The following is a 22,969-nucleotide window of genomic DNA, read 5'->3' on the forward strand; positions in this document are numbered from 1 at the left end:
CGCTAGTGCCGGTCGGCGCCCGGTCGTTTGGCGGCCAGGGCGATCACGTCGGCGAGCTCGCCGAGTTCGGCCGGTTCCTCGGTGAGGGCGGCGATGGCCAGCCGGAGGTGCGGCCGTCCCTGGCGTACCCGATAACGGCTGCCGGGCGCCGCCGAGATGCCGTGCGCGGCCAGCGTGACCAGGGCCTCCGACTCGTCGTGGACGGGGACCCACAGCACGAGGCTGTCCCGGCCGCCGGTGTGCACGCCGCGGGTGGACAGCAGGGCGGCCAGGCTCGCGCGGCGCCGGGCGTACGTGGTGCGGGCCCGCTCCACGATCGCCTGTGTGGCGGGGTCGGTGAGCAGGTGGGCCAGGGTGTCCTGGAGGATCCGGCTGGTCCAGCCGGTGCCGAAGCTACGCAGCACGCGTACCCGTTCCACGGCGTCCGCGGCCCCGCCGATGATCGCGAGCCGGAGGTCGGGTCCGTGCGACTTGGAGTAGGAGCGCACGAGCACCGTCCGCTCGGGCAGCGTCGTCCCGAGGCTGTTCAGGGGCTCGGCGGACAGGTCGCCGATCCCGTCGTCCTCGACGATGAGGGTGTTCGTGGGCGCGAGGAGCCGGGCCAGCTCGGCGGAGCGGGCCTCGGGCACGGCATGGCCGCACGGTGAGTGGCCGCGCGGCTGGTAGACGAACGCCACCGGGCTGGAGCGCAGGCTTTCGGCGAGCGCGGCCGGGATGGGCCCGTCCTCGTCACAGGCGACCGGGACCAGCTCGACGCCGATCATCTCCAGGATGTCCAGCAGCCTGGCCGCCGTGGGTTCCTCGATGGCGATGCGGTCGCCGGGCAGGGCGGTCGTCTGGCAGAGCAGTTGGACGCCTTCGTACCCGCCGCCGAGCGCCAGCCAGCCTTGCGCGGGAAAAGGCCAGGTAGGCTCGACGGCGGCCCGCAGGCGCGGGGTGATCGTCTCGCGGGTGTAGTCGTTGAGCCCTTCGGCCGTGGAGGCCGCGGCGAGCGCGGCGCCGAGGGGCGGGAGCAGCGCCCGGTCCGGCGCCGCCATGGCGAGGTCGATCGCCAGCCGGTTGCCGAAGTGGCCGATCCGCTCGTAGCGCGCGGGGTGCGGCACGCCCGGAGGCCCGAGCACGACCGTTCCGCGCCGGCCATCCGTACCGATCATCCGGTGTTTCCGCAGCTCCGACCAGGCTTCGGCGATGGTGCTCGGGCTGACGCCCAGCTCGCGGGCCAGCCGCCGCACGGTGGGCAGCCGCGCGCCGGGGCGCAGCGTTCCCTGCCTGATCAGGTCGATCAGACAGGTGGCGACGCCGCGCGCACTGGGTTCGCGCACCTGCTGCCCGAGCCAGGCGGGATCCACCTCCACGAGACCTCCCATCGGACAAAGCTTTGTTCAGCAACAAAGCACAGCTTGTGTAGCGGATTTCGCTGAACATAAGGTACAGCCCAATACATAACTAAGGGGAGTTTTTGTGACGAAACCTCGCATTCGGCTTGGTCTCCGCGACTGGGATCACCTCGTTCCCGTGGCGACGGGGACGCTGACGTCCGAGGCGTTCGACCTGGATCTCGATTCCCGGGCGATGACGCCGGACGTACTGAGCGAGCCGGAGCTGGACGGCGGGGAGACCTCCTTCAGCAGGTACGTCCTCGGCCGGGCCCAGGGTGACGACCGGCTGGTGGGGCTGCCCGTCTTCGTGATGCGCGGTTTCCGGCAGCGGTGCGTGCTGGTGCGCCGCGACAGCGAGCTACGCGAGTTCGCCGAGCTGAAGGGGGCCCGCGTGGGCCTCACCGGCTGGCCGGACTCGGGCAACACCTGGACGCGGGCACTCCTGCGGGCGGCCGGAGTCGACCTGACCGGGATCGAGTGGACGGTCGGCGCCGTGGACGCGCCCGAGCCGGGCAAGGACCGCGTCGGCGGGATGAAGCTGCCGGACAACGTCAGCGTGACCGACGGCTCGCTGGCGGAGGAGCTCGACGCCGGACGGCTCGACGCGATCATGACGCCGTTCATGCCCGCGGGCTTCTTCACGCCGGAGAGCCGGTTCCGTCACCTCCTGGCCGACCACCCGGCGGCCGAACTCGACTACTTCCACCGCAACGGCTTCATCCCCGGCATCCACCTGGTGACGCTCAAGCGCGAGGTCGTCGAGCGCCACCCCGAGCTGCCGGGGGCCGTGCAGGAGCTCTTCGAGCGGTCCAAGCGGCACTGGCTGGCGCGGCGGCGCCTCCTGACCGACACCACCCCGTGGCTGCTCGCCGACCTGAGCAGGACCCAGGCGGCCTTCGGCGAGGACTGGATGCCGTACGGCACGGCCGCCAACGCCGCGATGACCGCGGCCTTCTGCGCGGAACTGCACGCCCAGGGGATCGCCCCCGCTCCCATCGACTCTCAGGAGGTCTTCGCCTCATGAACAATCTGCGCGTCGCGATCGGCCAGTTCGCCTCAGCCGAGGACTGGACGGCCAACCTGAAGACCTGTACCGACCTCTTCGACGAGGCCGCGGCCGGGAACGCGGACCTGCTGGTGCTCCCGGAAGGGGCGATGGCCCTGTTCGTCGACGACCCGATCCGGATCCGGCAGGCGGCCCAGCCGCTCGACGGGCCGTTCGTCACCGGGCTGGCCGAGCGCACCCGCGGCACGTCCACCACGGTGATCGTCGGCATGCACCAGCCCGCCGAGGACGGCCGGGTGATCAACACGCTGGTCGCGCTGCGCGACGGCCAGATCATCGACATCTACCGCAAGCTGCACCTGTACGACGCCTTCGGCCGGCGTGAGTCGGACAACGTGCTGGCGAGCTCGGACAACCCCGTCGTCATCGACTGCGCCGGCTGGAAGGTCGGCATGATGACCTGCTACGACGTCCGGTTCCCCGAGATCGCCCGGATCCTCGCCGACCAGGGCGCCCAGGTGGTTGCCCTGCCCGCGGCCTGGGTACGGGGACCCGCCAAGGAGTGGCACTGGGAGGTCATGGTCACCGCCCGCGCCCTGGAGAACACCTATTACGTCGCCGCCTCCGGCGAGTGCGGCCGCCGCAACATCGGCGCCAGCATGTTCGTCGATCCGCTCGGCATCACCCGTGCCCGGCTCGGCGGCGACACCCCGGGTCTGCTCTGGTCCGAAGCCTCGGCCGAGGAACTCGACCAGGCCCGCCAGACCCTGCCCGTCCTCGCCAACCGGCGTTTCAAAGTCGATCCCCGCCCCATCACCCCCTCGACCGGTCCCACGACCGGCTCTCGATAGCCCAAGGAGCGCGTAATGCGTAAGACCCATGCCGTAGGAGCCGTCATGGCCGGGGCCCTGCTGCTGGCCGGATGCGGCGCCAACCCCACGGAGAGCCAAGGCGCCGTCGGGGACAACAGCTCGTCCGCCCCCGCCGCTGCCACCCACGCCAAGGACCAGGCCCTGTTCGACCGCCTGCCCGACAAGGTGAAGACCGCGGGCAAGCTGGTCTCGGTGAACAACGGCTCGTTCCCGCCGTACGAGATCGCCGGCACCGACGGCAAGACGATGACCGGTGCCGCGGCCGAACTGGCCGAAGAGCTGGGCGGCCTGCTCGGCGTCAAGATCGAGCACGTGACCGTGGACGGGCTGCCCAGCCAGCTCACCGGCATCGCGGCCGGCCGCTACGACCTGGCCCTCGGGCCGGTGGGCGACTTCCCCGACCGCCAGGTCTCCAACGACTTCGTCGACTGGGTGCAGGAGTTCGTCGTCTTCGCCGTGCCGAAGGGCAACCCGCACAAGATCCAGTCGATCGCCGACACCTGCGGGCTGCGGATCTCCGTGATGGCCGGCGGGTCGGCGGAGAAGGTGGTCAAGGCGCAGTCCGACACCTGCGTCAAGGACGGCAAGAAGAAGGTCGAGGTCCAGTCCTACAAGGACCAGCCCACCTCGATCCTCGCGGTCCGCTCCAGCCGGGCCGACGGCTTCTTCTCCTCGCAGGCGCCCCTGACGTACTTCGTGAAGCAGTCGGGTGGCGAACTGGAGCTGGCGGGCACCGGCCAGGCCAACGGATTCGACACCCTCTATCAGGGGGCCGTCGTGGCCAAGGACTCGCCGCTGCGTGACGTGCTCAAGGACGCCATCCAGAAGCTGATCGACGACGGGACGTACGAGAAGGCCATGACGAAGTGGGGAACCAACGGAAACATGCTGAAGCAGGCCGGCGTCAACCTGGCGAAGCAGTGACGACCGCCACCGAGCGGCACTCGCCCCCCGACATCGACGTCGCGGGGGCGGCGCGGACGCGGCACCCGCTGCGCTGGGTGGCCTCGATCATCCTGCTGATCCTGGCCGCCCAGTTGGTGAACCTGCTGGTCACCAACCCCAACTTCAAGTGGGACGTGGTCGCCCGCTATTTCAACGCCCAGGTCATCGGGGCGGGCATCGTCACCACGCTCTACCTGACCGTGATCGCCATGGCCGTCGGCGTGGTCGGCGGGGTGCTCGTCGCGATGGGGCGGCTCTCCCAGAACCCGATCGCGCGGATCGTCTCCGGGCTCTACGTCTGGTTCTTCCGCGGGACGCCGGTGCTGGTGCAGCTCGTGCTCTGGTACAACCTGTCCGCCCTGATGCCGCGGATCTCGTTCGGCGTCCCGTTCGGCCCGGAGTTCCTGTCGGCCGACACCAACCAGTTGATCACGCCGCTGCTCGCCGCCATTCTCGGTCTGGGGCTCAACGAGGCCGCGTACATGGCGGAGATCATCCGCGGTGGTCTGATGTCCGTCGACCCCGGCCAGACCGAGGCCGCGTCGGCGCTCGGCATGAGCCGCGGGCGCACGTTCCGCCGGATCATCCTGCCGCAGGCGATGCGGTTCATCGTGCCGCCGACCGGCAGCCAGGTCATCAGCATGCTGAAGGCCACCTCGCTGGTCAGCGTCATCGCCCTCGCCGACCTGCTGTACACCGTGCAGGCGATCTACAACCGCACCTTCCAGACCATCCCGCTGCTGATCGTGGCCTGCGTCTGGTACCTGCTGATCACCTCGGTCCTGTACGTGGGCCAGTCCTTCATCGAACGCCACTACGCGCGCGGCGCCACGCGGAACGCTCCCCAGAGCTTCTGGAGCTTCCTGCTGTTCCGGCGGCGGCAGGCCGCGCCGGCCCCGACCCGCGAGGAGACGCCATCATGAGCATGCCCATGGTGCACGCCCGGGCCGTACGCAAGAGCTTCGGCCACCTGGAGGTGCTCAAAGGCATCGACCTGACCGTCGAGCGGGGCGAGGTCGTCGTCATCCTCGGTCCTTCCGGGTCGGGCAAGTCGACGTTCCTGCGGTGCGTCAACCAGTTGGAGACCATCGAGGGCGGCGCCATCCACGTCGACGGCGAGCTGATCGGCTTCCGCGCCTCCGGCGGCCGGGTGCACCACCTGGGCGATCGGGACATCACCCGCCAGCGCCGGGAGATCGGCATGGTCTTCCAGCAGTTCAACCTGTTCCCGCACTTCACCGTGGTGCAGAACATCATGGAGGCGCCCGTCGGCGTGCGCCGCGAATCACGCGCGAAGGCCCGTGCCCGCGCGCTCGCCCTGCTGGAGCGGGTGGGCCTGGTGGACAAGACGAACAGCTACCCCCGCCAGCTCTCCGGCGGCCAGCAGCAGCGCGTCGCCATCGCCCGCGCACTGGCCATGGAGCCCAAGCTGATGCTCTTCGACGAGCCCACCAGCGCGCTGGACCCCGAACTCGTGGGCGAGGTGCTCGCCACCATGAAGGGCCTGGCCAACGACGGCCTCACCATGATCGTCGTCACCCACGAAGTCGGATTCGCCCGCGAGGTGGCCGACCGGGTGGTGTTCATGGACGGCGGCGTCATCGTGGAGTCCGGGCCGCCCTCTGAGGTGCTCGACAACCCGCAGAACCCCCGGACCCGAGCCTTCCTCAGCAAGGTCCTCTAGATCTCAGGTTGTGGCCATCTTCCGCATGAGCCCGGCGTACAGCTCCGGGTCGCTCGACGCGCGGACGATGAGCTGCGGACGCAGGAGTTCGGTCTCGCCGGGCTCGCCTTCGAGGACCCGTACGAGCTGGTGAAGCCCGCGGCGGCCCATCTCGTGCATGGGCGAGCGGACCGAGGTGAGCGGGACCGGCAGCTCGGCGGCCAGCGGCGTGTCGTTGAAGCCCACGACCGCGATGTCCGCGCCGACCCGCAGCCCGTGGTCGCGCAGCGCGCCGATCGTGCCGATGGCGCCGAAGTCGTTCACCACGAAGAGCGCCGACGGGAGCGGGCCCGTCGCGAGGAGGCGTTCGGTCCCCTCGCGACCGCCTCGCGCGTCGAAGCGTGAGTGCACGATCCGGTGCTCGGGGATCCGCAGCCCGGCCTCGCGGAATCTGTCGACGAAGCCGCCGGTGCGGTCGACGCCGGTGCTCGCGTACGGCTCGCCGGCGACGACCGCCACCTCCTCGTGCCCGAGCCGCAGAAAATGCTCCGCGACCATCCGGCCGCCGAGATAGTCGTCGCAGACCACCGCCGGATGCTGCCCGGCCCGCCGGTTGACCAGGGTGAACGGGACGCCGCGCGCGGCGACCTCGTCCAGGAAGCCCGAATCCGCGTGCGCGTCGCCGAAGATCATGCCGTCGACGCGCCGGCCGAGGACCATCTCCGTCCGGGCGCGCTGGACCTCGGGCAGGTCGCCCGTGTTGATGACGAACGTCGACAGGCCCAGCTCGGCGGCGGCCTCCTCGATGCCCTCGTAGATGGTCGCGAGAACCACGTCGGACAGCCGGGGGACCAGCACGCCGATCAGGTTGCTCCGCTGGGTGCGCAGGCTCATCGCGTGGGGATTGCGCTGGTAGCCGAGCTCGTCGGCGAGCTTGCGCACGCGCTCGACGGTGGGGCTCGACGCGGCCCTCAGCCCTTCGCCGGGCTTCGCGTGCAGCACTCGCGACACCGTGGAGACGTGCAGGCCGAGCTGGTCGGCGATCATCTGCAGCGTCACCGGTCGCGCCCTCTTCGCAGCCAATGTCCCTCGGCTTCCGCTGGCGGGGTTTTCTTGATTTTAACGTGAAGTTCTTGACATCTCGTAGGCGCAGGTCAGATGCTACCAAACGTTTGGCGCAAACGTTTGGGTAATGAGGAGGCCAGCGAGTGTCCAAGGTCATCGTCCTGTCCACGGGAGGGACCATCGCCACCCGTCGCGACGGGCAAGGAGTGGGTCTCGCCCAAGACCGGGTGCGCGAGCTTCTCGGCCGCCTCCCGGTCGATCCCGGGGTGGAACTGGACGGGGTGGACGTGCTGTGCGCGGGCAGCTACCTGTTCACCCTCGCGGACATGCGCGAGGTCGCGGTGCGGGCCCGCGCGGCGTTCACCGATCCAGACGTGCTCGGCGTGGTCGTCACCCACGGGACCGACGGCATGGAGGAGACGGCCTACCTCGCCGATCTGTTCCATGACGATCCCCGGCCGATCGTGTTCACGGGGGCGCAACTGCCGGCCGACGCGGTGGACGGCGACGGCCCGCGTAACCTCGCCGACGCGATCGCGGTGGCGGCCGGTGGCCGGGCCCGCGGGCTGGGGGTGCTCATCGGCTTCGACGGCCAGATCTTCGCCGCCTGCGGCACCCGCAAGTCCCACACGCTCGCCTCGTCGGCGTTCTCCGCGCCGGACAGCGGGCCGCTGGGGCGCGTACGTGACGGCCAGGTGAACATCCTCATGACGCCCGCGCGAGCAAAGCCGCTCGACCTGGACGCGTTCGACCTCGACGGAGTCCGTACCGACATCGTGGCCCTGTACCCGGGCTGCGACGCCGCCGCGCTGCGTGCGGTGGTCGACGCGGGCGCCACCGGAGTCGTCCTCCAGGCGCTGGGCGCGGGCAACGCCAACCCCCGGATCAGGGACGAGGTGGCCCGGATCACCGAGGCCGGCGTCGTCGTCGCCCTGTCCACCCGGGTCGACGCCGGGCCCGTCGTCGCCCTGTACGGCAACGGCGGCGGCGCGGATCTCGTCGAGGCCGGTGCCATCCCCACCGGAACCCTGCGCTCACCGCAGGCCCGCGTCCTGCTCAGCGCGCTGCTCGGCTGGCATCGGGATCCGGTCCGTGTACGCGCGGAGCTGCGCGCGCGGACCTGGAACCCCTCTCCGATCGAAAGGACGAAGTGACCATGCCCAAGGAGATTCTCGTCGCGTACGGCGTGGACGTCGACGCCGTCGCGGGCTGGCTGGGCTCGTACGGCGGGGAGGACTCGCCGTGCGACATCTCGCGCGGGCTGTTCGCCGGCGAGGTCGGCGTCCCGCGGCTGCTGCGCCTGTTCGAGAAGTACGACCTGCGGACCACCTGGTTCATCCCCGGCCACTCCATCGAGACCTTCCCCGACCAGACCCGCATGGTCGTGGCCGGCGGTCACGAGGTCGGCGTGCACGGCTACTCGCACGAGAACCCGATCGCGATGAGCCGCGACCAGGAGAGCGCGATCCTCGACCACTGCATCGACCTGGTCGAGAAGTACTCCGGCAGCAGGCCGACCGGCTATGTCGCCCCGTGGTGGGAGTTCTCGCCCGTCACCAACGAACTCCTGCTGGAGCGGGGCATCAAGTACGACCACTCGCTCATGCACAACGACTTCACCCCGTACTACGTCCGGGTCGGGGACTCCTGGACGAAGATCGACTACTCCCGCCCGGCGGCCGAGTGGATGAAGCCGCTGGAGCGCGGCCAGGAGACCGACCTGGTGGAGATCCCCGCGAACTGGTACCTCGACGACCTCCCGCCGATGATGTTCGTCAAGGCCAGCCCGAACAGCCACGGCTTCGTCAACCCGCGCCACCTCGAAGAGATGTGGCGGGATCAGTTCGACTGGGTGTACCGCGAATCGGACTACGCGGTCTTCACCATGACCATCCACCCCGACGTCTCGGGCCGGCCGCAGAGCCTGCTCATGCACGAGCGGCTCATCGAGTACATCAACGGCCACGAGGGTGTGCGCTGGGTCACCTTCGACGAGATCGCCGACGACTTCAAGGCCCGCTCACCCCGATAACGGCCCCGCGCCGTTCATGCCGGTCCGGCGATGACGCACGCGCGAACACCCCCCATCTCTTTCTCCGAAAGGCCATCTCCATGACAACGACCTCTTCGGGCGTCCCGGAAACCGGCACCCGGCCCTTGCCTCGCGTCGGGGTGCGGCAGACGCGCAAGGCCACGGTGATCGCGCTGTTCGCCTGGATCTTCGCGGTCGCTGGACGTGGAGATCCGCGCCGGCCACGTCGTCCGCGCCCGCGTGATCGCGCCGGCCATATGCCCACGCGATCCTCGCTCACCGGCGGATCCAGCGGGCCTTGAGGTCACCGGTTCAGGAGCGTGCTGAGCCGAGGGGCGTAGGTGGCGTGGAAGACCAGGGAGGCGGCCCCGATCGCGGCGGCGTCGACGGCGATGGGGGAGAGCTCGACCTGGACCGTGTGCAGGCGGCGGGCCAGGGGCCGGGTGGTCACGGCCGCGGCGACCACCCGGTGGTAGACGTTCGCGACCTTGTGCATGGCGGGCCCTCCTAGCACCACCAGGTCGATGTCGAGCATGTTGACGATGCTCACGGCGGCGTCGGCGAGCCGGGCCGCGACCTGGCCGATGACCTCACCGGCCAGGGGATCCCCGGCCGCGGCCGCCGCGCAGATCGCCGCGTGGTCGAGCCCTCCGGCGGACAGCGTGCTCTCGGCGCCCCCGGCCAGGCGCGCCCGTACGGTCTCTTCGATCGCGCTCGGGCAGCAGACCGCCTCGACGCAGCCGCGGTTGCCGCAGTAGCAGTCGGGGCCGTCCGGCGCCACCGTGATGTGGCCGAACTCGCCGGCGTTGAGGGAACGTCCGCGATAGATCTGGTTGTCCAGGAACAGCCCGCCACCGATGCCGGTCCCCAGGTACAGGTAGGCGAAGCTCGGCGCGGCACGGGCCACACCGGCCCAGCGTTCGCCGATCGCCGCCGCCGTGGCGTCGTTGTCGGCGGTCACCGGGAACCCGGCGTACTCCTCCAGCAGGCCTTTGATGGGCACGTGATCCCATCCGGTCAGGCGGGGCGGGACGTTGATGATGCCGTCGGCGTCGAGCGGGCCGGGGCAGGCCAGGCCGATGCCCAGCACCTTGCGGTCGGGCACGTCCGCCTCGCGCAGCATCCTGCGGGCCGTGCGGGCCATCTGCCGGATGACCGCGTCGGGCGCCAGACCGGGGCGTACGGCGGCGTGGAGTTTGGCGACCGGCTGTCCCGCGAGGTCGGCCAGCACGTACGAGATCTCGCCCGGATCGAAGTGGATGCCGACGGCGTATCCGGCGGTGGGATCCACCCGCAGGATCGTGCGCGGTTTGCCGCCCCGGGACGGGAGCGAGCCGTCCTCGATGACGAGACCCTCCTCCAGGAGCCGGCGCACGATGACGGAGACGGTCTGCGCGGTGAGCCCGGCCCGCCCGGCGATCTGGACGCGGCTGATGCCGTCCGAAATCTGGATCGCCTCCAGCACGACAGCACGATTGAAATGACCCACTTTAGGAAGATTTGTCCCCATTTGCATGTATGGCTCCCGGTGTCTTCGGGGGTTCCATCGTTGACTTAATAAATCAAAAAGATTTACCGTCTCGTCAACCCAGTTAACGCGTTCGGGGATCGGCGAGATAGGAGTCCGATGAGACGAGCGATGGTGGCCTCGATCCTGACAGTCGCGGTAGCCGCAACGGCCGGCGCGTGTGGTGCGGACACGCAAGACAAGAGCGGCAGTGGGGCCAAGGAGATCGAGGTCCTCTACCGGGTGGAACCCTCCTGGCCGCACCTGGAGAAGATGCTCAAACAGGCCAAGACGCAGTTCGAGGCCGCGCACAAGGGCGTGACGATCAAGCTGACCGCGGTCCAGGGCACCAACGAGGTGTACTACACCAAACTCGCCCTGCTCAACCGCTCGGCCGAATCGGCTCCGGACGTGTACCTCCACGACACGTTCCAGGTCAACGCCGACGTCGCCGCCGGAAAACTCGCCCCACTCGACGACTATCTGAAGTCCTGGCCCGACTGGGCCACCCAGTACCCCGACTCGGTCAAGCAGGCCGCCAAGGGCCCCGACGACAAGATCTACGGCGTCCCGATCAGCACCGACACCCGAGGGCTCTGGTACAGCAAGGACATCTTCGCCAAGGCCGGCATCCAGACGCCGTGGCAGCCCAAGACCTGGGCGGACGTGCTGACCGCGGCCCGCGCCATCAAGCAGAAGGTCCCGGGCGTCGTCCCCTTCAGCATGTACTCCACCAAGCCGCACGGCGAGGCCGCCACCATGCAGGGCTTCGAGATGCTGCTCTACGGCACCCCCGGCGGCACGCTCTATGACGACACCCAGAAGAAGTGGGTGGCCGCCGGCAAGGGCTTCACCGACTCGCTCGGCTTCATCAACACGATCTACCGCGAGAACCTCGGCCCCAAGCAGGCCGACGCGTTCAACCCCAAGCTGGGGGAGAAGATCGGGCAGGACTGGTTCCCCAACGGCAAGCTCGGCATCGACCTCGACGGAGCCTGGATGGCGGCCGCCTGGAAGCCGACCAGCACCAAACCGTGGCCGCAGTGGACCGAGAAGATGGGCTGGGCCCCCATGCCGACCCAGAACGGCGAGGCACCCGGCGCGGTCAGCATGTCGGGCGGCTGGGTCATGGCGATGAGCTCGTACGCCAAGGACAAGAAGGACGCGTGGGACTTCATCTCCACAGCGACCAGCAAGGAGAACACGCTGCTGTACTCCGTCGGCACAGGTGACCTCGCCCCCCGCAAGGACGTGGCCGCCGACCCGAAGTACTCCGCCGACAACCCGAGCGTGAAGTTCTGGTCCGACCTGGCCTCGGTCACCCACTACCGCCCGGCGTACGAGGTCTACCCGAAGGTCTCGGCCGAGGTGCAGAAGGTCATGGAGGCGATGACGACCGGCTCCAAGGCGCCGGACGCGGCGGCCAAGGACTACGCCGACGCGCTGCCCGGCGTCGTCGGCGGCCCCGACAAGGTGATCTCCGGCTCATGACCGTCACGTCCGTGACGCCGCCACGGCTGGCCGGCTCCCCCGAGGAGGGGGAGTCGCGCCGGCGGGCCCGGCGCACGCTGCGCTGGCTGCTGCCGCTCGGGCCCGCCCTGATCCTGTTCGTGATCTTCATGGTCGGGCCCATCCTGTGGAGCGTCTACATCGCCTTCACCAACGAGACGCTGACCGGCGCCGCGTCGGTGAACTCGCGGTTCATCGGCGTGGACAACTTCGTCAAGATGTTCGGCGACGAGGACTTCCGCAACTCGCTCCTGCTGACCTTCGTCTTCGTGATCGGCTCGGCCGTCATCGGGCAGAACACCCTCGGCCTGATCATCGCGCTGCTCCAGCGGGGACGGGGGAGGGTGGTCAGGAGTGTGGTCAACGGTGTCGTCATCGCGGCCTGGGTGGTGCCCGAGGTGGTCGCGGCGGCGTGCTGGTACTCCTTCCTGGCCGAGGAGGGCACGCTCAACGAGGCGCTCGGCGCCCTCGGCCTCTCCCAGGACTGGCTCTTCACCGCGCCGATGATCGCGATCATCCTGGCCAACGTGTGGCGCGGCACCGCGTTCTCCATGCTCGTCTACTCGGCCGCGCTCTCGGACGTACCGGGAGAACTGCTGGAGGCGGCGGCGGTGGACGGGGCGAGCACCTGGCGGCGGCTGGTGCACATCACCCTGCCGCTGATCCGCCGCTCGATCCTGTCGAACCTCATGCTGATCACGCTGCAGACCCTGGCCAGCTTCGGCCTGATCTACGCCCTCACCGGCGGTGGCCCGGGCACGGCCAGCCAGACCACCCCGCTCTACATGTACGAGCAGGCGTTCCGCTACTTCGAGATCGGCTACGGCAGCGCGATGGCCCTGGTGATGCTCGCCATCGGCGCGGCGTTCTCCCTCGTGTACCTGCGACTGATCAAGGTGGACACCTGATGACCCGCCTGGCCGCCCGTGGCGCGGCACTCGTCTCGCTCGCGGTGATCGCGCTGGCCTTCCTCGGCCCGTTCCTGTGGGTGATCCTCGCCTCGCTGCAACCCGACGCCAACCTCGCCGCGCAGCCGACCTTCCAGTTCTCGCTCAAGAACTTCAGCGCCGTGCTGACCTGGGAGACCGTCTACCACCCGATCATCAACTCGATCCTCATCTCCGGCAGCACCGCGATCCTCACCGTGATCGTCGCCGGGCTCGCGGCCTACCCGCTCTCCCGCTACACCCTGCGTTTCAAGCGGCATTTCATGCTGACGCTGTTGTTCACCACCGGACTGCCGGTCACGGCGATCATGGTGCCGGTCTACTCGATGTTCTTCCGGTTCAACCTGTACGGGTCGGTGCCGGCCATGGTGCTGTTCCTGGCCGCCAGTTCGCTGCCGTTCTCCATCTGGATGATGAAGAACTTCATGGATGGCGTGCCAGTGAGCCTGGAGGAGTCCGCCTGGGTCGACGGGGCCGGTTGGGTGCAGTCGCTGCTCAGGATCGTCGGGCCGTTGATGGCGCCCGGGGTGGCCGTCGTCGCCATCTTCGTCTTCGTCGGCCAGTGGGGGAACTTCTTCGCCCCGTTCGTCCTGCTCGACACGCCGGAGAAGCAGCCGGCGGCAGTGACCATCTACACCTTCTTCTCGCAGTACGGGCAGGTCGCCTACGGTGAGCTGGCCGCCTTCTCGATCATCTACACGGCCCCGGCCGTGGTCCTCTACGTCGCCGTGAACAAGTACCTCGCCGGTTCCTTCAGTTTCGCCGGATCAGTGAAAGGCTGAGCGCCGCGCCCAGTACGCGGAGGTGACCTGGGTGTGCAGCGGGAACGCCAGCTCCCGTGGCCCGTCTATGAGCAACCACTCCATGGTCTCGGCCGTCGGCACGACCGGCGGCAGGGCGGCCGAGATGGTCCGTGGTGCCAGGCCGAAGACCAGCAGGGTGCCGTCAGGAGCGCTGTGCACGTCGAACAGCCGGACCCGGTCCGCGTCGACGACGACGGCCGTCTCCTCCTGCAGTTCCCTGGCGGCGGCCTGCTGCCAGGTCTCGCCCACGTCGATGAACCCGCCGGGCAGGGCGAGCTGGCCCCGGTGCGGTTCGATGCCGCGGCGGACCACCAGCAGGCCGTCGTCCACCGGCAGCAGCAGCACCGCGACCGGCAGTGGGTTGAGGTAGGCGGTGTTGCCGCAGCCGGCGCAGGTGCGCGGCCAGGGCTGGTCCGGGGGGTACGCGGTGCCGCAGAAGGAGCAGTGCGAGTTCCTGATCGCCATGAGGTGAGACTAGCGATGCCGGTTGAGGGCTTTGACGACGAGCTTGGCCGTCCGGTCGGCGGTGGTGAATCCCGGCTGCCGGCCCGTGTGGTAGATGATCACCCAGACGTTCGACAGGCGGAACGAGATCTGGGTCCGGTAGATCGTCCCCACGATGTCCTCGCCCCGGGTGTAGCTGAACGCCTCGTCTCCGATGGCCGGGCCCTTGCGGACCTTGGTCCCCGGGTTGCGCTTCGGCTCCTCCTTCATGGTCTTGACCGTGTACCCGTGGGCGATGTGCGCGGTCGAGGCATCCGCCAGGCGGTTCGCCGTGACGCTCACGAACGCGCCGTTGTCGGGTCTGGTCCACATGCAGGCGGAAGCGGTCTGGAACTGGCGCTTCACCGCACCGCCGAGCAACGAGCGCGCCTGGGCGTTGGTCAGCAGGCCGCACGCCTCGAAGTCGCGCGCGAACAGCGCCCGGGTGCCTCCCGTGGAGCCGGACGTCGGGGCCGGGGTGGGGGTGTCGCCGACCGTTTCGCTGAACGTGAACGTGGTGTTGAGGTCCGGCAGGACCCGCACCAAGACCACCACCCCTGTGGCGATGGTCAGCACGACCGCCAGCACGGCGCCGCCCAGGATGAGGGGCATGCGGCTGCGCCTGCGCACAGCGCCGGTCTGGGTCCGCTCGCGGTGCAGGGCCGGGTCGGTGCTGGGGGCGCCCTGGGCGACGCCGTTCAGCCAGTCGGCCGCCTGGCCGGGGGCGCAGCGCCGTACCGGATCCTTCTCCAGGATCGCGGCGAGCACGGGGCCGAGCGGGCCGGCCAGCCGGGTGGGGGCGGGCTGCTGCATCAGGACGGCCGCCATCACGGCGGCCGCGTTGGGGCGGGCGAACGGCGGGCCGCCCTCCACCGCCGTGAACAGCGTGGCGCCGAGCGACCACAGGTCGGAAAGGGGGCCGTCCGCCTCGCCGCGCAGGCGCTCGGGGGCGATGTAGCCGGGCGAGCCGGTGAGCAGGCCGGTCTGGGTGAGCGCGACGTCCCCGGCGACGGTCGCGATCCCGAAGTCGGTCAGCAGCACCCGCCCGTCATCGGTGAGCATGACGTTGGCGGGTTTGACGTCCCGGTGCAGCACGCCCATCGCGTGCGCGGCCCCGAGCGCGTCGAGCATCCGCAGGCCGATCCAGGCGACCTGCTGCGGCGGCAGCGGGCCGTCGTCGCGGACGACCCGGTCGAGGGAACGGCCCTGGACCAGTTCCATGACGATCCACGGCCGGCCGCCGTCGAGGACGACGTCGTGCACGGTGACGATCGACGGGTGGGAACGCAGCCGAGCCGCGGCCCGAGCCTCGCGCAGCGTGCGTTCGGCCAGCTCGTTCCGGGACGCCTCGTCGAGATCCGGTGGCAGCCGGACCTCCTTGATGGCCACCTCTTGCCGCAGCAGCTCGTCCACCGCCCGCCAGACGATGCCCATGCCGCCCTGGCCGAGTGGGGACAGCAGCCGGTAGCGGTCCGCGAGCAGCGTCACCGGACCGCCGCGCTTCGCGCACGTCCTGACGTGTTCTCGGTCCCGCGGTCGCCCACTGCTTCCTCCGATATCGGGGCCTATACGGACATGAGCGATATTAGGGGTCGATGGTGCCGCGCGGGCGCTTACTGCGGCGCTGCTGTCCTCAAAGGTCCTCCGCTTCGCTCCGGGCGCTCTTCTTTCCCACCCCTTACCCGTCTGGGTGGTTGGCCGTCTGATGCCCGCCCGCCCACAAAGGCCCTCCGCTTCGCTCCGGACGTCCTCCCAGGCGGGCTGACGCCCGCCCCCTGAAGGGCCTCGCTACGCTCGGACGCCTTCCAAGAACGCTTCGCCCGGTCGGCTGGTTGGAGCGGACTGAGCTCGGCGGAAACTCATCGAAACCGGCACCAACTCGGCCTGTATCCCGAGAGTTCGCCTTATTGCCCCCTGCGTCCTGACGCTGGCGAAGCTGAGGACGAACAATTGGCCGGGTAGCGCCATAGGGCTATAAGCCCAGTTCACTCCGTTTCACTCCCCTGGTGCCTGCCTCGGTAGCGGACCTCATGAACGCCCACGAGGACAAGGCCCACGACACGCTCTGAGAGAGCGCCTGAACCACCAAGAGCCCCCGTCCATGGATGGGGGCTTCTCTATGCCCGCCGTCCGGCGAGGCGAGCCAGACCGGGTTTCCTGTTCTTTCAACTCGCACAGCTTGACCCCCCCTTCGTGTGCCCCCAAGCATGGGAGCAACGACGGGAGAGGGGCAGATATGGTACGCGTCCGGCTCACCAGGCTCGACGACGGGAAAGACTGCGACGAGGGCACCTGTCCTGCCATCTATCGAACCGACCGGGGAACGATGGCGATACAGGGAGCCAAGTTCCTGGATGAGCACGGCGTGCAAGTACCCGATCACGAAACCCTCGTGGAGATTCCCGAAGAACTGTTCTGGAAGGTTGCTCGTGATTTCTCCTGAGGAATTCGGCAAACTCTTCGAGACGTTCGACCGCGAAGCGTTTCGGCTGGAAACGCTCGACTACTACGACGCGGCAGGAACGCGAACAGGTCTACCGGCCTTTCTGGCCGGAGAAGACGAACCCGAGCAGTTCAAGAATTCCCCGTGGATGACGACCGTGAGCAACGCCGTTCAGGCTGGAAAGCGCATGTACCGCGTACATGTTGTCACCACGCCGCTGACTGACTATCTGCGGTTCGAGTTCGCATGGGGTTATCGTCGAAACGCCACAGCCGGGGAAGAATTCTTCATTCTAGACCTCGCCGGACACGATGTGCCAGGACTTCCTGATCACGATTTCTGGTTGTTCGATGAACGGAAAGCAGTCCGCATGGACTATGACAGCCAAGGGGCATACACCGGGGCAGATGTATTGCCCGAAAGCCAGACTTCGGAGTACATCCGATATCGTGACCTAGCGCTAAAGCATGCTGAGCCGCTCACGACCTTCTGGGAGCGTCACAGCTGAACAAAGAAGACCTATCGGCGGCACTCCGGGAACTGCGAGAAGCTAGCGGTATGCCCGCTAAAGCGGTTGCCCGGAGCGCTGCCATGTCCCCATCCAAGCTGAGCAAGATCGAGAATGGACACCTCGCACCGTCGCTCGCCGATGTAGAGGGCATCTTAACCGCCCTTCAGGTCCCGGAAGAGGTCAAGGCCGGGTTCATCCAAGGCGCCCGCCTCGCGGCGACAGAAGCCACGGCATGGCGCCTGTACCGGCGCATGGGGCCACACAAAAAGCAGATGCAGATTCAAGCTGTCGAGGCTCAGACGGCGATCCTGCGGCTATTTCAGTGCTCGGCAATCCCCGGTCTACTCCAAACGCCCGAATACGTTCGAGCGGTCGTCGGACGACGCAATCACACTCCAGAGGAGACGACTCGAACTGTATGTGCGCGCTTGGAGCGCCAAAGTGCGCTATACGACTCGGGCAGATCGTTCCGTTTCCTCATCACGGAGTCGGTTCTCCGATGGCGCTTCCTGCCTCCGGCGATGATGGCCGGACAGCTAGATAGGCTTGTTTCTATCTCTCGGCTGGCCAACGTCCAAATTGGCGTGGTGCCGCTGTCGGCATCACAGGCCGATTTGCCAGGAACGCCATTCTGCATCTTTGATGAACGGCTAGCGACGGTTGAGACGCCTCACGCCGAGATCGTCACGACCGATCCTCGCGACATAGGAACATATGTCGCTAAGTTCCACGGCTTTGCTCGCGTAGCTATGCACGACGACGAGATGCGGGCTTTCGTTGAGTGCGTCCGGGACGAACTGTTGCCGGAACAAGAAATGCCCTAGGCCCTATAGCTGGACTTTCATACGGTCAAGGCATGGCCGTCACTCACATAACCGCATCAGCCGAAGACCTGTGGGGGGAGCCGATCCGGGAGGCGGAGGCGGCAGCGCAGAATGTCGCCCTCGATCGGGTTCTTGAGCATCTGACGGCTGAAGGTGTGAACGCGCAACTGATCAAGCGGCTGGTGATCGAGTGTGGGGCGCATCCTGGCCCGTTCCTCGAAAAGCTTCGGTATCCGCCTCAGCTCGTCATCTACGCGGATGCGGGTTGGCGGGTCGCCACGGTGACCATCGGGGCTCGCTCGGGCGCCTACATGGTCGAGCTGGCACGCGGAGGACCCGACAACGGGCTGCGGGCCGACAGCGTGGAGGTCGTACCGGCGGCGCAGCCGGGCCGGGTTGCTCTGCTGGTCGCGCAGAACGCGGGAGAAACCCCATGACCGGAGCCAAGGTAAGTCAGACAGCGTTCCGCTACCCGTACGTGATCGGGTGGACAGGCGAGACTCAGAGCCCTCCACTGAAGTGGGTACCGCACCGTGGCGGGCTGCGGCTGAGCTACGTCGTGCCGCACCGCGACGACTTCCGCAACGATGTGCTTCGACTGCGGCAGGGGCAGACCCGTGCTGGGCGGCCCGATTTCCGGACGGTCAACACGCTGCGGCAGTGGTGTGCCATGGAGAAGCGGCTGTGCCAGGTGTGCGCCCGCTCTGCTGTGGATCGGGCCACGGGGCGGATTTGGTGGCTACTGTCCTCTGGTCATGGCGGTGATGGCGACGGCTACACCAATGCGCCGCCGACATGCCCGGCCTGCATCCCGGAAGCGATCTCCCAGTGTTCGCACCTGCGGCGCAACGCGGCCGTCTTCACCGTGGGCGACTGTTCGCCGTACGGGGTGCGGGCAGATGTGTTTGTTCCTTACCTGCCGCCGCTGGTCCCGTTCGAGCGGAACGCCATCTTGGCGTTCGACGACTACGACATGCATCACGTGCTCGCCCGTGAGCTGTTGATGCGGCTACATGACGTGCGGCCGGCTGTGATGGAAAGTGATGCGTCGTGGACGGCTTAGGCGATGTCCAGATGAGCTTGCACAGGCTGCGCATGACCGCCTCCTACCTGGCCCTCCTCCCGCTGTTGGGCCTGGCCGCGCTCATCGCGCAGTCGTTCGTGGACGCCTGGCGCCGGGGCTGGCGTCCCTGGAAACGCGAGTGTTTGCGGCCTACAACGCCGCCCTGGCCGACGATCGCGACCGGGCCATCGAACTGGTACGCCGCCATCCGACCAGTACGGGCGCGGACCGGCTCGCCCTGGTGCTGGCCGGAACCTGAGCCGTTGTCCTCCTGCGCGGAGAGTTAGCGCGATCTCAAGCGGGTCTCCTCGTCTCTTGCGAATCGCTGGTGTTGACCGCCCTGCACCTCCGGTAAGACACGGGCGTGAGCTGGGGGGCGCTGTGTCCGACCCGCCACCGTTCGCAGGCCGGTCCTGGCCGTGCGAGCGATGGACTGGGGGCGAGGGCCGCCGCTGTGCAGCATGTACTACATACTTCATAGTCTCTTCGACCTGAGAGGGCAACGAGTAGGTAGTACGTACTATCGATAGGGTGAGAGCGTGATGAGCACGGCAAGCTACCGCCAGGTGGCCGACACCATCCGCCAATCCATCCACGATGGCACCTACCCGCGCGGCTCGCTGCTGCCCAACGAAGACACCCTGGCCGACGGGCTCGACGTCCACCGGGCCACAGTCAACAAGGCATTGAAGATCCTCAAGGCCGAGGGTCTCGTCTACGTGCACATGGGCGTCGGCACCTACGTCCACAAGCTGCCGCCCATCTTGCGCAATGCAGCCGTGCGGCACAGCCGCACCCACCGAGAACGCGGCGGAGCCCGCGGATCGCTGGCCAGCGAACTCGAACAGCTCGGCTACACCCTGGACAACCAGACCACCATCGGCCCCGGTCGACCGCCCACCGAAGTCGCCGAGGTCCTGGGCGTTGACCCCGACAGCGACAGCGTCATCATCCGCGCCCGGCGCATGTACGCCGAGGGCGTGCCCATCCAAATCGTCACGACCTACATCCCCCGCTCGATCGCGGAGGGCACTCCGATGGCAGAACGCGACTCGGGCGTTGGCGGGATCAGCAGCCGCCTGGCAGAACTTGGCCATGCCCAGGTGGACATTCAAGAAGACGTCGACGTCCGGCCGCCCACGAACGAAGAAGCACGGTTCCTGCGCATGACGCCCGACCAGCGGGTCTACGAGATCTTCCACTTGGGACTGACTCGTGACGACCAGCCGGTGAAGGTCAACCTCTACGTCTTGCCGACTTACCAGTGGAAGCTGCGCTACCGCTACCGCGCTGACCCGGACAACCTGCTGGCCCGGTAGAGCATCAGGTGGTCGTTCCGACGGGACGTCGGCGTGTGCGCAGTCAGCGTTCTTCGTGCAGGAGTCGCCGCCGACGGTCAGCCCCGGTCACCCGGTCCTCGACCGAGTTTCGCGCGGTCAGGAACAGTACGGGCATGTCGGGCGCCTCGCCGCGCAGCCGCCGCAGCGCCTCCAGGCCGTCGATGTCGGAGAGCATCACGTCGAGCACGAGGGTGTCCGGACGGAAGGCACGGGCGATCCGGACGGCGCGCAGGCCGTCGGCGGCGCTGCGCACCTCCCAGCCCTCGTAGCGCAGCGCCATCACCAGTCGTCGTCGACGCTCGTTACGAGGAGGCCAGAGCCGGGACGGACCGCTCGTGGCGGTGAGCGGCCGGCCAGCCCGGCAGCGAACTGCGCGGCCCGGTTCCGCATCGGCCGCCTGTGGAGACCCTCCTGAAGGCCGACACCGACGAGATCAAAGCCCTCGCCACCGTCGCGTACCACGCCGCCCATGGCCGAACCTCGTAGAGGATCGGCGGCGACTCGGCACCGTACGTGATCACTTCCAGGGTGGTCTCGCTGTCCGCACAATGATCAAGCCGAGCCGCACCGGCGGCTGCGAGCGGACCCGATGGTATGGAGACGCGGCTCAGCCCGTCGTCCAGCGACGGAGTTTTGCGGGGTTGCGTACTACCCAGATGTGCTTGATCCGGTCGCCCGCGACGTCGAACGCGAACACCGTCACGGTGACGCCGTCCTGCTGGGCCACCAGGCCGGGCCGGCCGTTGACCGTACGTTCCAGGAACGTCATGTTGCCGGGCCTCCGGTGGGCGATTTCCACCCAGGCGTGCGCGATCTGCTCGCCGCCTTCGATGGGGTGCAGGAAGGTGATGGCAAGGCCGCCGCCATCGGCGATCGCCGTGGCGTCGGGGTCGAGCAGGCCGATCAGGGCATCGATGTCCTTGGCCTCCCACGCCGCTTTGAAGGCCCGGACGACGCCGGCCTGCTGCGCCGCCGGAGTCGCGGGTGCCTGTGAGGCGTGGATGCGGCGGCGGGCCGAGGAGGCCAGCTGGCGGCATGCCGCCGGGCTACGGCCGACGATTTCGGCCACTTCGGCGAAGGAGTAGCGGAAGACGTCGTGGAGGATGAACGCGACGCGCTCGGCCGGGGTCATCGATTCGAGCACGACCAGGAAGGCCAGGTTGACCGACTCATCCAGGGTGACCCGGTCGGCCGGGTCGACGGTCGTGCCGCCCGGCCGCCCGGTGACCCACTCCGTACGCTCGGGCAGCGGCTCGGGGATCCATTCGCCCACGTAGGTCTCTCGCCGGGCCCGTGCCGAGTTGAGCAGGTTGAGGCAGATACGGCTGGCGACCGTCGTCAGCCACGCGCCGGGGGACGCGATGGCGTCCCGCTGCTCCCGGGACATGGCGTACCAGCGGGCGTAGGTCTCCTGGACGACATCCTCGGCCTCGGCCAGCGAGCTGAGCAGCCGGTAGGCGAGATTGATCAGCCGCTGCTGCTCGCTGATGATCATGCTGAGAGCTGGATCGGACCGGCCGTGTTCTGGCCTGGACTGGTTGGTCATGGGTGTCGCCGGCCCTCCTGGGTCTCATCTGCCCTCACCACTTCGACAAAACACCGCACCGGAATGTGAGGTCGGCGACCCGCCTCACATTCCGCGGGGCGGTCTTGTCGTACGAGAAGAGACGAACACCCCATCCAACGGGCAGGAAGCGCGGGACACACCAGGACCCGCTCCTCCGTCCCCCGCGATCGAGCTGGGACGGCACCACCTGCTCGTTATGGCCCGCCACATACGACCAGCCAGGAGACACCATGACGACCTCGGCTCCAGCAACATCGTTCACTGACCCGGCGCCCGCGCAGACCCTGGAGCGGGTGGCCGCCGCGTTGAGGGAGAACAATTTCGCCGTCGAAATCCTCGATGACGCCGCCGCCGCGCGTACCCGCCTCAAAGACCTGATTCCCGAGGGCGCCAGCGTGTTCACCGGGGCCAGCGAGACCCTCCGCCTGTCCGGCATCGATGAGGACATCAACAGCGGCGGGCGATACGAGTCCGTCAAGGCACGCAGCGTGACCATGGACCGCGCCACCCAATTGACCGAGATCTGGCGGATGATCGCCTGCCCCGACGTCATTGTGGGCAGCGTCGCCGCGGTCACCGAGACCGGCTCCCTTGTGGCAGCCTCGGCCAGCGGAAGTCAGCTGGCCGGCTACTCGGGCGCCGCGGCCCGCGTGATCTGGGTCGTCGGAGCGCAGAAGGTGGTCCCTGACCTGAGCACCGCGCTGCGCCGCATCGAAGACCACTGCCTCCCGCTGGAGAACGAGCGCGCCATGAAGGCCTACGGGGTGCCCAGCGCCCCCAACCGCATTCTCGTCCTCAACGCGGAGCCCCACCCCGGGCGCGGCACCGTCCTGCTGCTCCGCGAAGCCATCGGATTCTGACACCACCCGTCGGGCAGCGGGCCCAGATCCTCCCTGCCAGGCGGGGCGCCGGTGCGGGCGGGGCCCGGCCGGCGATCGGCTCCAGCCCCAGCGGCGGCCATTCCACTCCTGCCGCTCCTCCAGCCTGCCGCTGAACTCCTCACGGACGTC

At 68.4% G+C, this 22,969-nt stretch carries 24 protein-coding genes; 17 read left to right on the forward strand and 7 right to left on the reverse strand.

Going from position 1 to position 22,969, the window contains the following annotated elements:
* Positions 1 to 2 precede the first annotated feature (2 nt).
* The gene (locus tag AB0F17_RS04670; RefSeq protein ID WP_358016220.1) at positions 3 to 1,355 is read right to left on the reverse strand and encodes an aminotransferase class I/II-fold pyridoxal phosphate-dependent enzyme; all 1,353 of its coding nucleotides are present in this window, start codon (positions 1,353 to 1,355) and stop codon (positions 3 to 5) included.
* 160 nt (positions 1,356 to 1,515) lie between these two features.
* Here AB0F17_RS04670 and AB0F17_RS04675 point away from each other — a divergent pair, with 160 nt between their 5' ends.
* Genes AB0F17_RS04675 through AB0F17_RS04695 form a run of 5 tightly spaced genes read left to right on the forward strand, consistent with a single transcriptional unit; the run spans position 1,516 to position 5,886 of the window.
* Positions 1,516 to 2,403 carry a hypothetical protein gene (locus AB0F17_RS04675; RefSeq protein WP_358016223.1) on the forward strand — a complete coding sequence of 296 codons (888 nt, stop codon included), beginning with the start codon at positions 1,516 to 1,518 and terminating at the stop codon, positions 2,401 to 2,403.
* On the forward strand, positions 2,400 to 3,236 hold the full coding sequence (locus AB0F17_RS04680; RefSeq protein ID WP_358016226.1) for a nitrilase-related carbon-nitrogen hydrolase: 837 nt from the start codon (positions 2,400 to 2,402) through the stop codon (positions 3,234 to 3,236). Before AB0F17_RS04675 ends, AB0F17_RS04680 begins: the two co-directional genes overlap by 4 nt.
* Positions 3,237 to 3,251: 15 nt before the next feature.
* The gene (locus tag AB0F17_RS04685; protein ID WP_358016229.1) at positions 3,252 to 4,181 is read left to right on the forward strand and encodes an ABC transporter substrate-binding protein; all 930 of its coding nucleotides are present in this window, start codon (positions 3,252 to 3,254) and stop codon (positions 4,179 to 4,181) included.
* Complete coding sequence (locus tag AB0F17_RS04690; protein ID WP_358016232.1) at positions 4,178 to 5,125, forward strand: amino acid ABC transporter permease; 948 nt, start codon at positions 4,178 to 4,180, stop codon at positions 5,123 to 5,125. The genes AB0F17_RS04685 and AB0F17_RS04690 overlap by 4 nt, the downstream gene beginning before the upstream one ends.
* Positions 5,122 to 5,886 (forward strand): amino acid ABC transporter ATP-binding protein, encoded by a 765-nt coding sequence (locus AB0F17_RS04695; RefSeq protein WP_358016235.1) that lies wholly within the window; start codon positions 5,122 to 5,124, stop codon positions 5,884 to 5,886. Before AB0F17_RS04690 ends, AB0F17_RS04695 begins: the two co-directional genes overlap by 4 nt.
* A gap of 3 nt (positions 5,887 to 5,889) precedes the next feature.
* Here AB0F17_RS04695 and AB0F17_RS04700 read toward each other — a convergent pair whose 3' ends face one another.
* On the reverse strand, positions 5,890 to 6,924 hold the full coding sequence (locus tag AB0F17_RS04700; RefSeq protein WP_358016238.1) for a substrate-binding domain-containing protein: 1,035 nt from the start codon (positions 6,922 to 6,924) through the stop codon (positions 5,890 to 5,892).
* A gap of 149 nt (positions 6,925 to 7,073) precedes the next feature.
* On the opposite strand from AB0F17_RS04700, the gene AB0F17_RS04705 reads away from it, so the two are divergent.
* Both AB0F17_RS04705 and AB0F17_RS04710 read left to right on the forward strand, forming a co-directional pair.
* Entirely contained in the window at positions 7,074 to 8,084 is a 1,011-nt protein-coding gene (locus AB0F17_RS04705; RefSeq protein WP_358016241.1) for an asparaginase, read from the forward strand.
* 2 nt (positions 8,085 to 8,086) lie between these two features.
* The gene (locus AB0F17_RS04710) at positions 8,087 to 8,962 is read left to right on the forward strand and encodes a polysaccharide deacetylase (RefSeq protein ID WP_214638122.1); all 876 of its coding nucleotides are present in this window, start codon (positions 8,087 to 8,089) and stop codon (positions 8,960 to 8,962) included.
* 304 nt (positions 8,963 to 9,266) lie between these two features.
* Here the strand turns inward: AB0F17_RS04710 and AB0F17_RS04715 are convergent, their stop codons facing one another.
* Positions 9,267 to 10,427 carry an ROK family transcriptional regulator gene (locus AB0F17_RS04715; protein ID WP_358016244.1) on the reverse strand — a complete coding sequence of 387 codons (1,161 nt, stop codon included), beginning with the start codon at positions 10,425 to 10,427 and terminating at the stop codon, positions 9,267 to 9,269.
* 162 nt (positions 10,428 to 10,589) lie between these two features.
* Here AB0F17_RS04715 and AB0F17_RS04720 point away from each other — a divergent pair, with 162 nt between their 5' ends.
* The 3 genes from AB0F17_RS04720 to AB0F17_RS04730 are packed head-to-tail and all read left to right on the forward strand — an operon-like array spanning position 10,590 to position 13,707.
* Positions 10,590 to 11,960 carry an extracellular solute-binding protein gene (locus AB0F17_RS04720; RefSeq protein ID WP_358016247.1) on the forward strand — a complete coding sequence of 457 codons (1,371 nt, stop codon included), beginning with the start codon at positions 10,590 to 10,592 and terminating at the stop codon, positions 11,958 to 11,960.
* Complete coding sequence (locus AB0F17_RS04725) at positions 11,957 to 12,886, forward strand: sugar ABC transporter permease (RefSeq protein ID WP_214638115.1); 930 nt, start codon at positions 11,957 to 11,959, stop codon at positions 12,884 to 12,886. Before AB0F17_RS04720 ends, AB0F17_RS04725 begins: the two co-directional genes overlap by 4 nt.
* Positions 12,886 to 13,707 carry a carbohydrate ABC transporter permease gene (locus AB0F17_RS04730; protein ID WP_358016250.1) on the forward strand — a complete coding sequence of 274 codons (822 nt, stop codon included), beginning with the start codon at positions 12,886 to 12,888 and terminating at the stop codon, positions 13,705 to 13,707. Before AB0F17_RS04725 ends, AB0F17_RS04730 begins: the two co-directional genes overlap by 1 nt.
* Here AB0F17_RS04730 and AB0F17_RS04735 read toward each other — a convergent pair.
* A complete protein-coding gene (locus tag AB0F17_RS04735; RefSeq protein WP_358016253.1) occupies positions 13,693 to 14,193 on the reverse strand; it encodes an NUDIX domain-containing protein in 501 nt (166 codons plus the stop codon). The two genes, AB0F17_RS04730 and AB0F17_RS04735, sit on opposite strands and share 15 nt — an antisense overlap.
* Positions 14,194 to 14,202: 9 nt before the next feature.
* Positions 14,203 to 15,699 (reverse strand): serine/threonine-protein kinase, encoded by a 1,497-nt coding sequence (locus AB0F17_RS04740; RefSeq protein ID WP_358016255.1) that lies wholly within the window; start codon positions 15,697 to 15,699, stop codon positions 14,203 to 14,205.
* A gap of 748 nt (positions 15,700 to 16,447) precedes the next feature.
* Between AB0F17_RS04740 and AB0F17_RS04745 the strand changes: the two genes are divergently transcribed.
* The 6 genes from AB0F17_RS04745 to AB0F17_RS04770 all read left to right on the forward strand — a co-directional run bounded on the left by AB0F17_RS04745 (position 16,448) and on the right by AB0F17_RS04770 (position 20,371).
* A complete protein-coding gene (locus tag AB0F17_RS04745; protein ID WP_358016258.1) occupies positions 16,448 to 16,654 on the forward strand; it encodes a hypothetical protein in 207 nt (68 codons plus the stop codon).
* Positions 16,641 to 17,162, forward strand: coding sequence for a DUF6879 family protein (locus AB0F17_RS04750; protein ID WP_358016261.1), 522 nt, complete (start codon positions 16,641 to 16,643; stop codon positions 17,160 to 17,162). The genes AB0F17_RS04745 and AB0F17_RS04750 overlap by 14 nt, the downstream gene beginning before the upstream one ends.
* Positions 17,159 to 17,989 (forward strand): helix-turn-helix transcriptional regulator, encoded by an 831-nt coding sequence (locus AB0F17_RS04755; RefSeq protein WP_358017354.1) that lies wholly within the window; start codon positions 17,159 to 17,161, stop codon positions 17,987 to 17,989. Before AB0F17_RS04750 ends, AB0F17_RS04755 begins: the two co-directional genes overlap by 4 nt.
* Positions 17,990 to 18,021: 32 nt before the next feature.
* Positions 18,022 to 18,426, forward strand: coding sequence for a hypothetical protein (locus AB0F17_RS04760; RefSeq protein ID WP_358016264.1), 405 nt, complete (start codon positions 18,022 to 18,024; stop codon positions 18,424 to 18,426).
* Positions 18,423 to 19,052 carry a hypothetical protein gene (locus AB0F17_RS04765; RefSeq protein ID WP_358016267.1) on the forward strand — a complete coding sequence of 210 codons (630 nt, stop codon included), beginning with the start codon at positions 18,423 to 18,425 and terminating at the stop codon, positions 19,050 to 19,052. Before AB0F17_RS04760 ends, AB0F17_RS04765 begins: the two co-directional genes overlap by 4 nt.
* Before the next feature lie 566 nt (positions 19,053 to 19,618).
* Entirely contained in the window at positions 19,619 to 20,371 is a 753-nt protein-coding gene (locus AB0F17_RS04770; RefSeq protein ID WP_358016270.1) for a GntR family transcriptional regulator, read from the forward strand.
* A gap of 43 nt (positions 20,372 to 20,414) precedes the next feature.
* On the opposite strand, the gene AB0F17_RS04775 is transcribed toward AB0F17_RS04770, so the two are convergent.
* Both AB0F17_RS04775 and sigJ read right to left on the reverse strand, forming a co-directional pair.
* On the reverse strand, positions 20,415 to 20,675 hold the full coding sequence (locus AB0F17_RS04775) for a response regulator (protein WP_358016273.1): 261 nt from the start codon (positions 20,673 to 20,675) through the stop codon (positions 20,415 to 20,417).
* A 324-nt stretch (positions 20,676 to 20,999) separates the two neighbouring features.
* On the reverse strand, positions 21,000 to 21,938 hold the full coding sequence (gene sigJ / locus AB0F17_RS04780) for an RNA polymerase sigma factor SigJ (protein WP_358016275.1): 939 nt from the start codon (positions 21,936 to 21,938) through the stop codon (positions 21,000 to 21,002).
* Between the two features lie 251 nt (positions 21,939 to 22,189).
* On the opposite strand from sigJ, the gene AB0F17_RS04785 reads away from it, so the two are divergent.
* Positions 22,190 to 22,819, forward strand: a complete 630-nt coding sequence (locus tag AB0F17_RS04785) for an LUD domain-containing protein (RefSeq protein WP_358016277.1) — start codon at positions 22,190 to 22,192, stop codon at positions 22,817 to 22,819.
* The last annotated feature ends 150 nt before the right edge of the window (positions 22,820 to 22,969 follow it).

This window comes from Nonomuraea sp. NPDC026600 (assembly GCF_040638335.1).
Classification (GTDB): Bacteria; Actinomycetota; Actinomycetes; order Streptosporangiales; family Streptosporangiaceae; genus Nonomuraea.

What these genes read in the sequence shown, in the direction of transcription:
- AB0F17_RS04785 (WP_358016277.1), top strand. Translation starts at nt 22,190, where the DNA reads ATGACGACCTCGGCTCCAGCAACATCGTTCACTGACCCGGCGCCCGCG.
- AB0F17_RS04710 (WP_214638122.1), top strand. Translation starts at nt 8,087, where the DNA reads ATGCCCAAGGAGATTCTCGTCGCGTACGGCGTGGACGTCGACGCCGTC.
- AB0F17_RS04765 (WP_358016267.1), top strand. Translation starts at nt 18,423, where the DNA reads ATGACCGGAGCCAAGGTAAGTCAGACAGCGTTCCGCTACCCGTACGTG.
- AB0F17_RS04680 (WP_358016226.1), top strand. Translation starts at nt 2,400, where the DNA reads ATGAACAATCTGCGCGTCGCGATCGGCCAGTTCGCCTCAGCCGAGGAC.
- AB0F17_RS04725 (WP_214638115.1), top strand. Translation starts at nt 11,957, where the DNA reads ATGACCGTCACGTCCGTGACGCCGCCACGGCTGGCCGGCTCCCCCGAG.
- AB0F17_RS04735 (WP_358016253.1), bottom strand. Translation starts at nt 14,193, where the DNA reads ATGGCGATCAGGAACTCGCACTGCTCCTTCTGCGGCACCGCGTACCCC.
- AB0F17_RS04760 (WP_358016264.1), top strand. Translation starts at nt 18,022, where the DNA reads ATGGCCGTCACTCACATAACCGCATCAGCCGAAGACCTGTGGGGGGAG.
- AB0F17_RS04745 (WP_358016258.1), top strand. Translation starts at nt 16,448, where the DNA reads ATGGTACGCGTCCGGCTCACCAGGCTCGACGACGGGAAAGACTGCGAC.
- sigJ (WP_358016275.1), bottom strand. Translation starts at nt 21,938, where the DNA reads ATGACCAACCAGTCCAGGCCAGAACACGGCCGGTCCGATCCAGCTCTC.
- AB0F17_RS04685 (WP_358016229.1), top strand. Translation starts at nt 3,252, where the DNA reads ATGCGTAAGACCCATGCCGTAGGAGCCGTCATGGCCGGGGCCCTGCTG.
- AB0F17_RS04720 (WP_358016247.1), top strand. Translation starts at nt 10,590, where the DNA reads ATGAGACGAGCGATGGTGGCCTCGATCCTGACAGTCGCGGTAGCCGCA.
- AB0F17_RS04695 (WP_358016235.1), top strand. Translation starts at nt 5,122, where the DNA reads ATGAGCATGCCCATGGTGCACGCCCGGGCCGTACGCAAGAGCTTCGGC.
- AB0F17_RS04730 (WP_358016250.1), top strand. Translation starts at nt 12,886, where the DNA reads ATGACCCGCCTGGCCGCCCGTGGCGCGGCACTCGTCTCGCTCGCGGTG.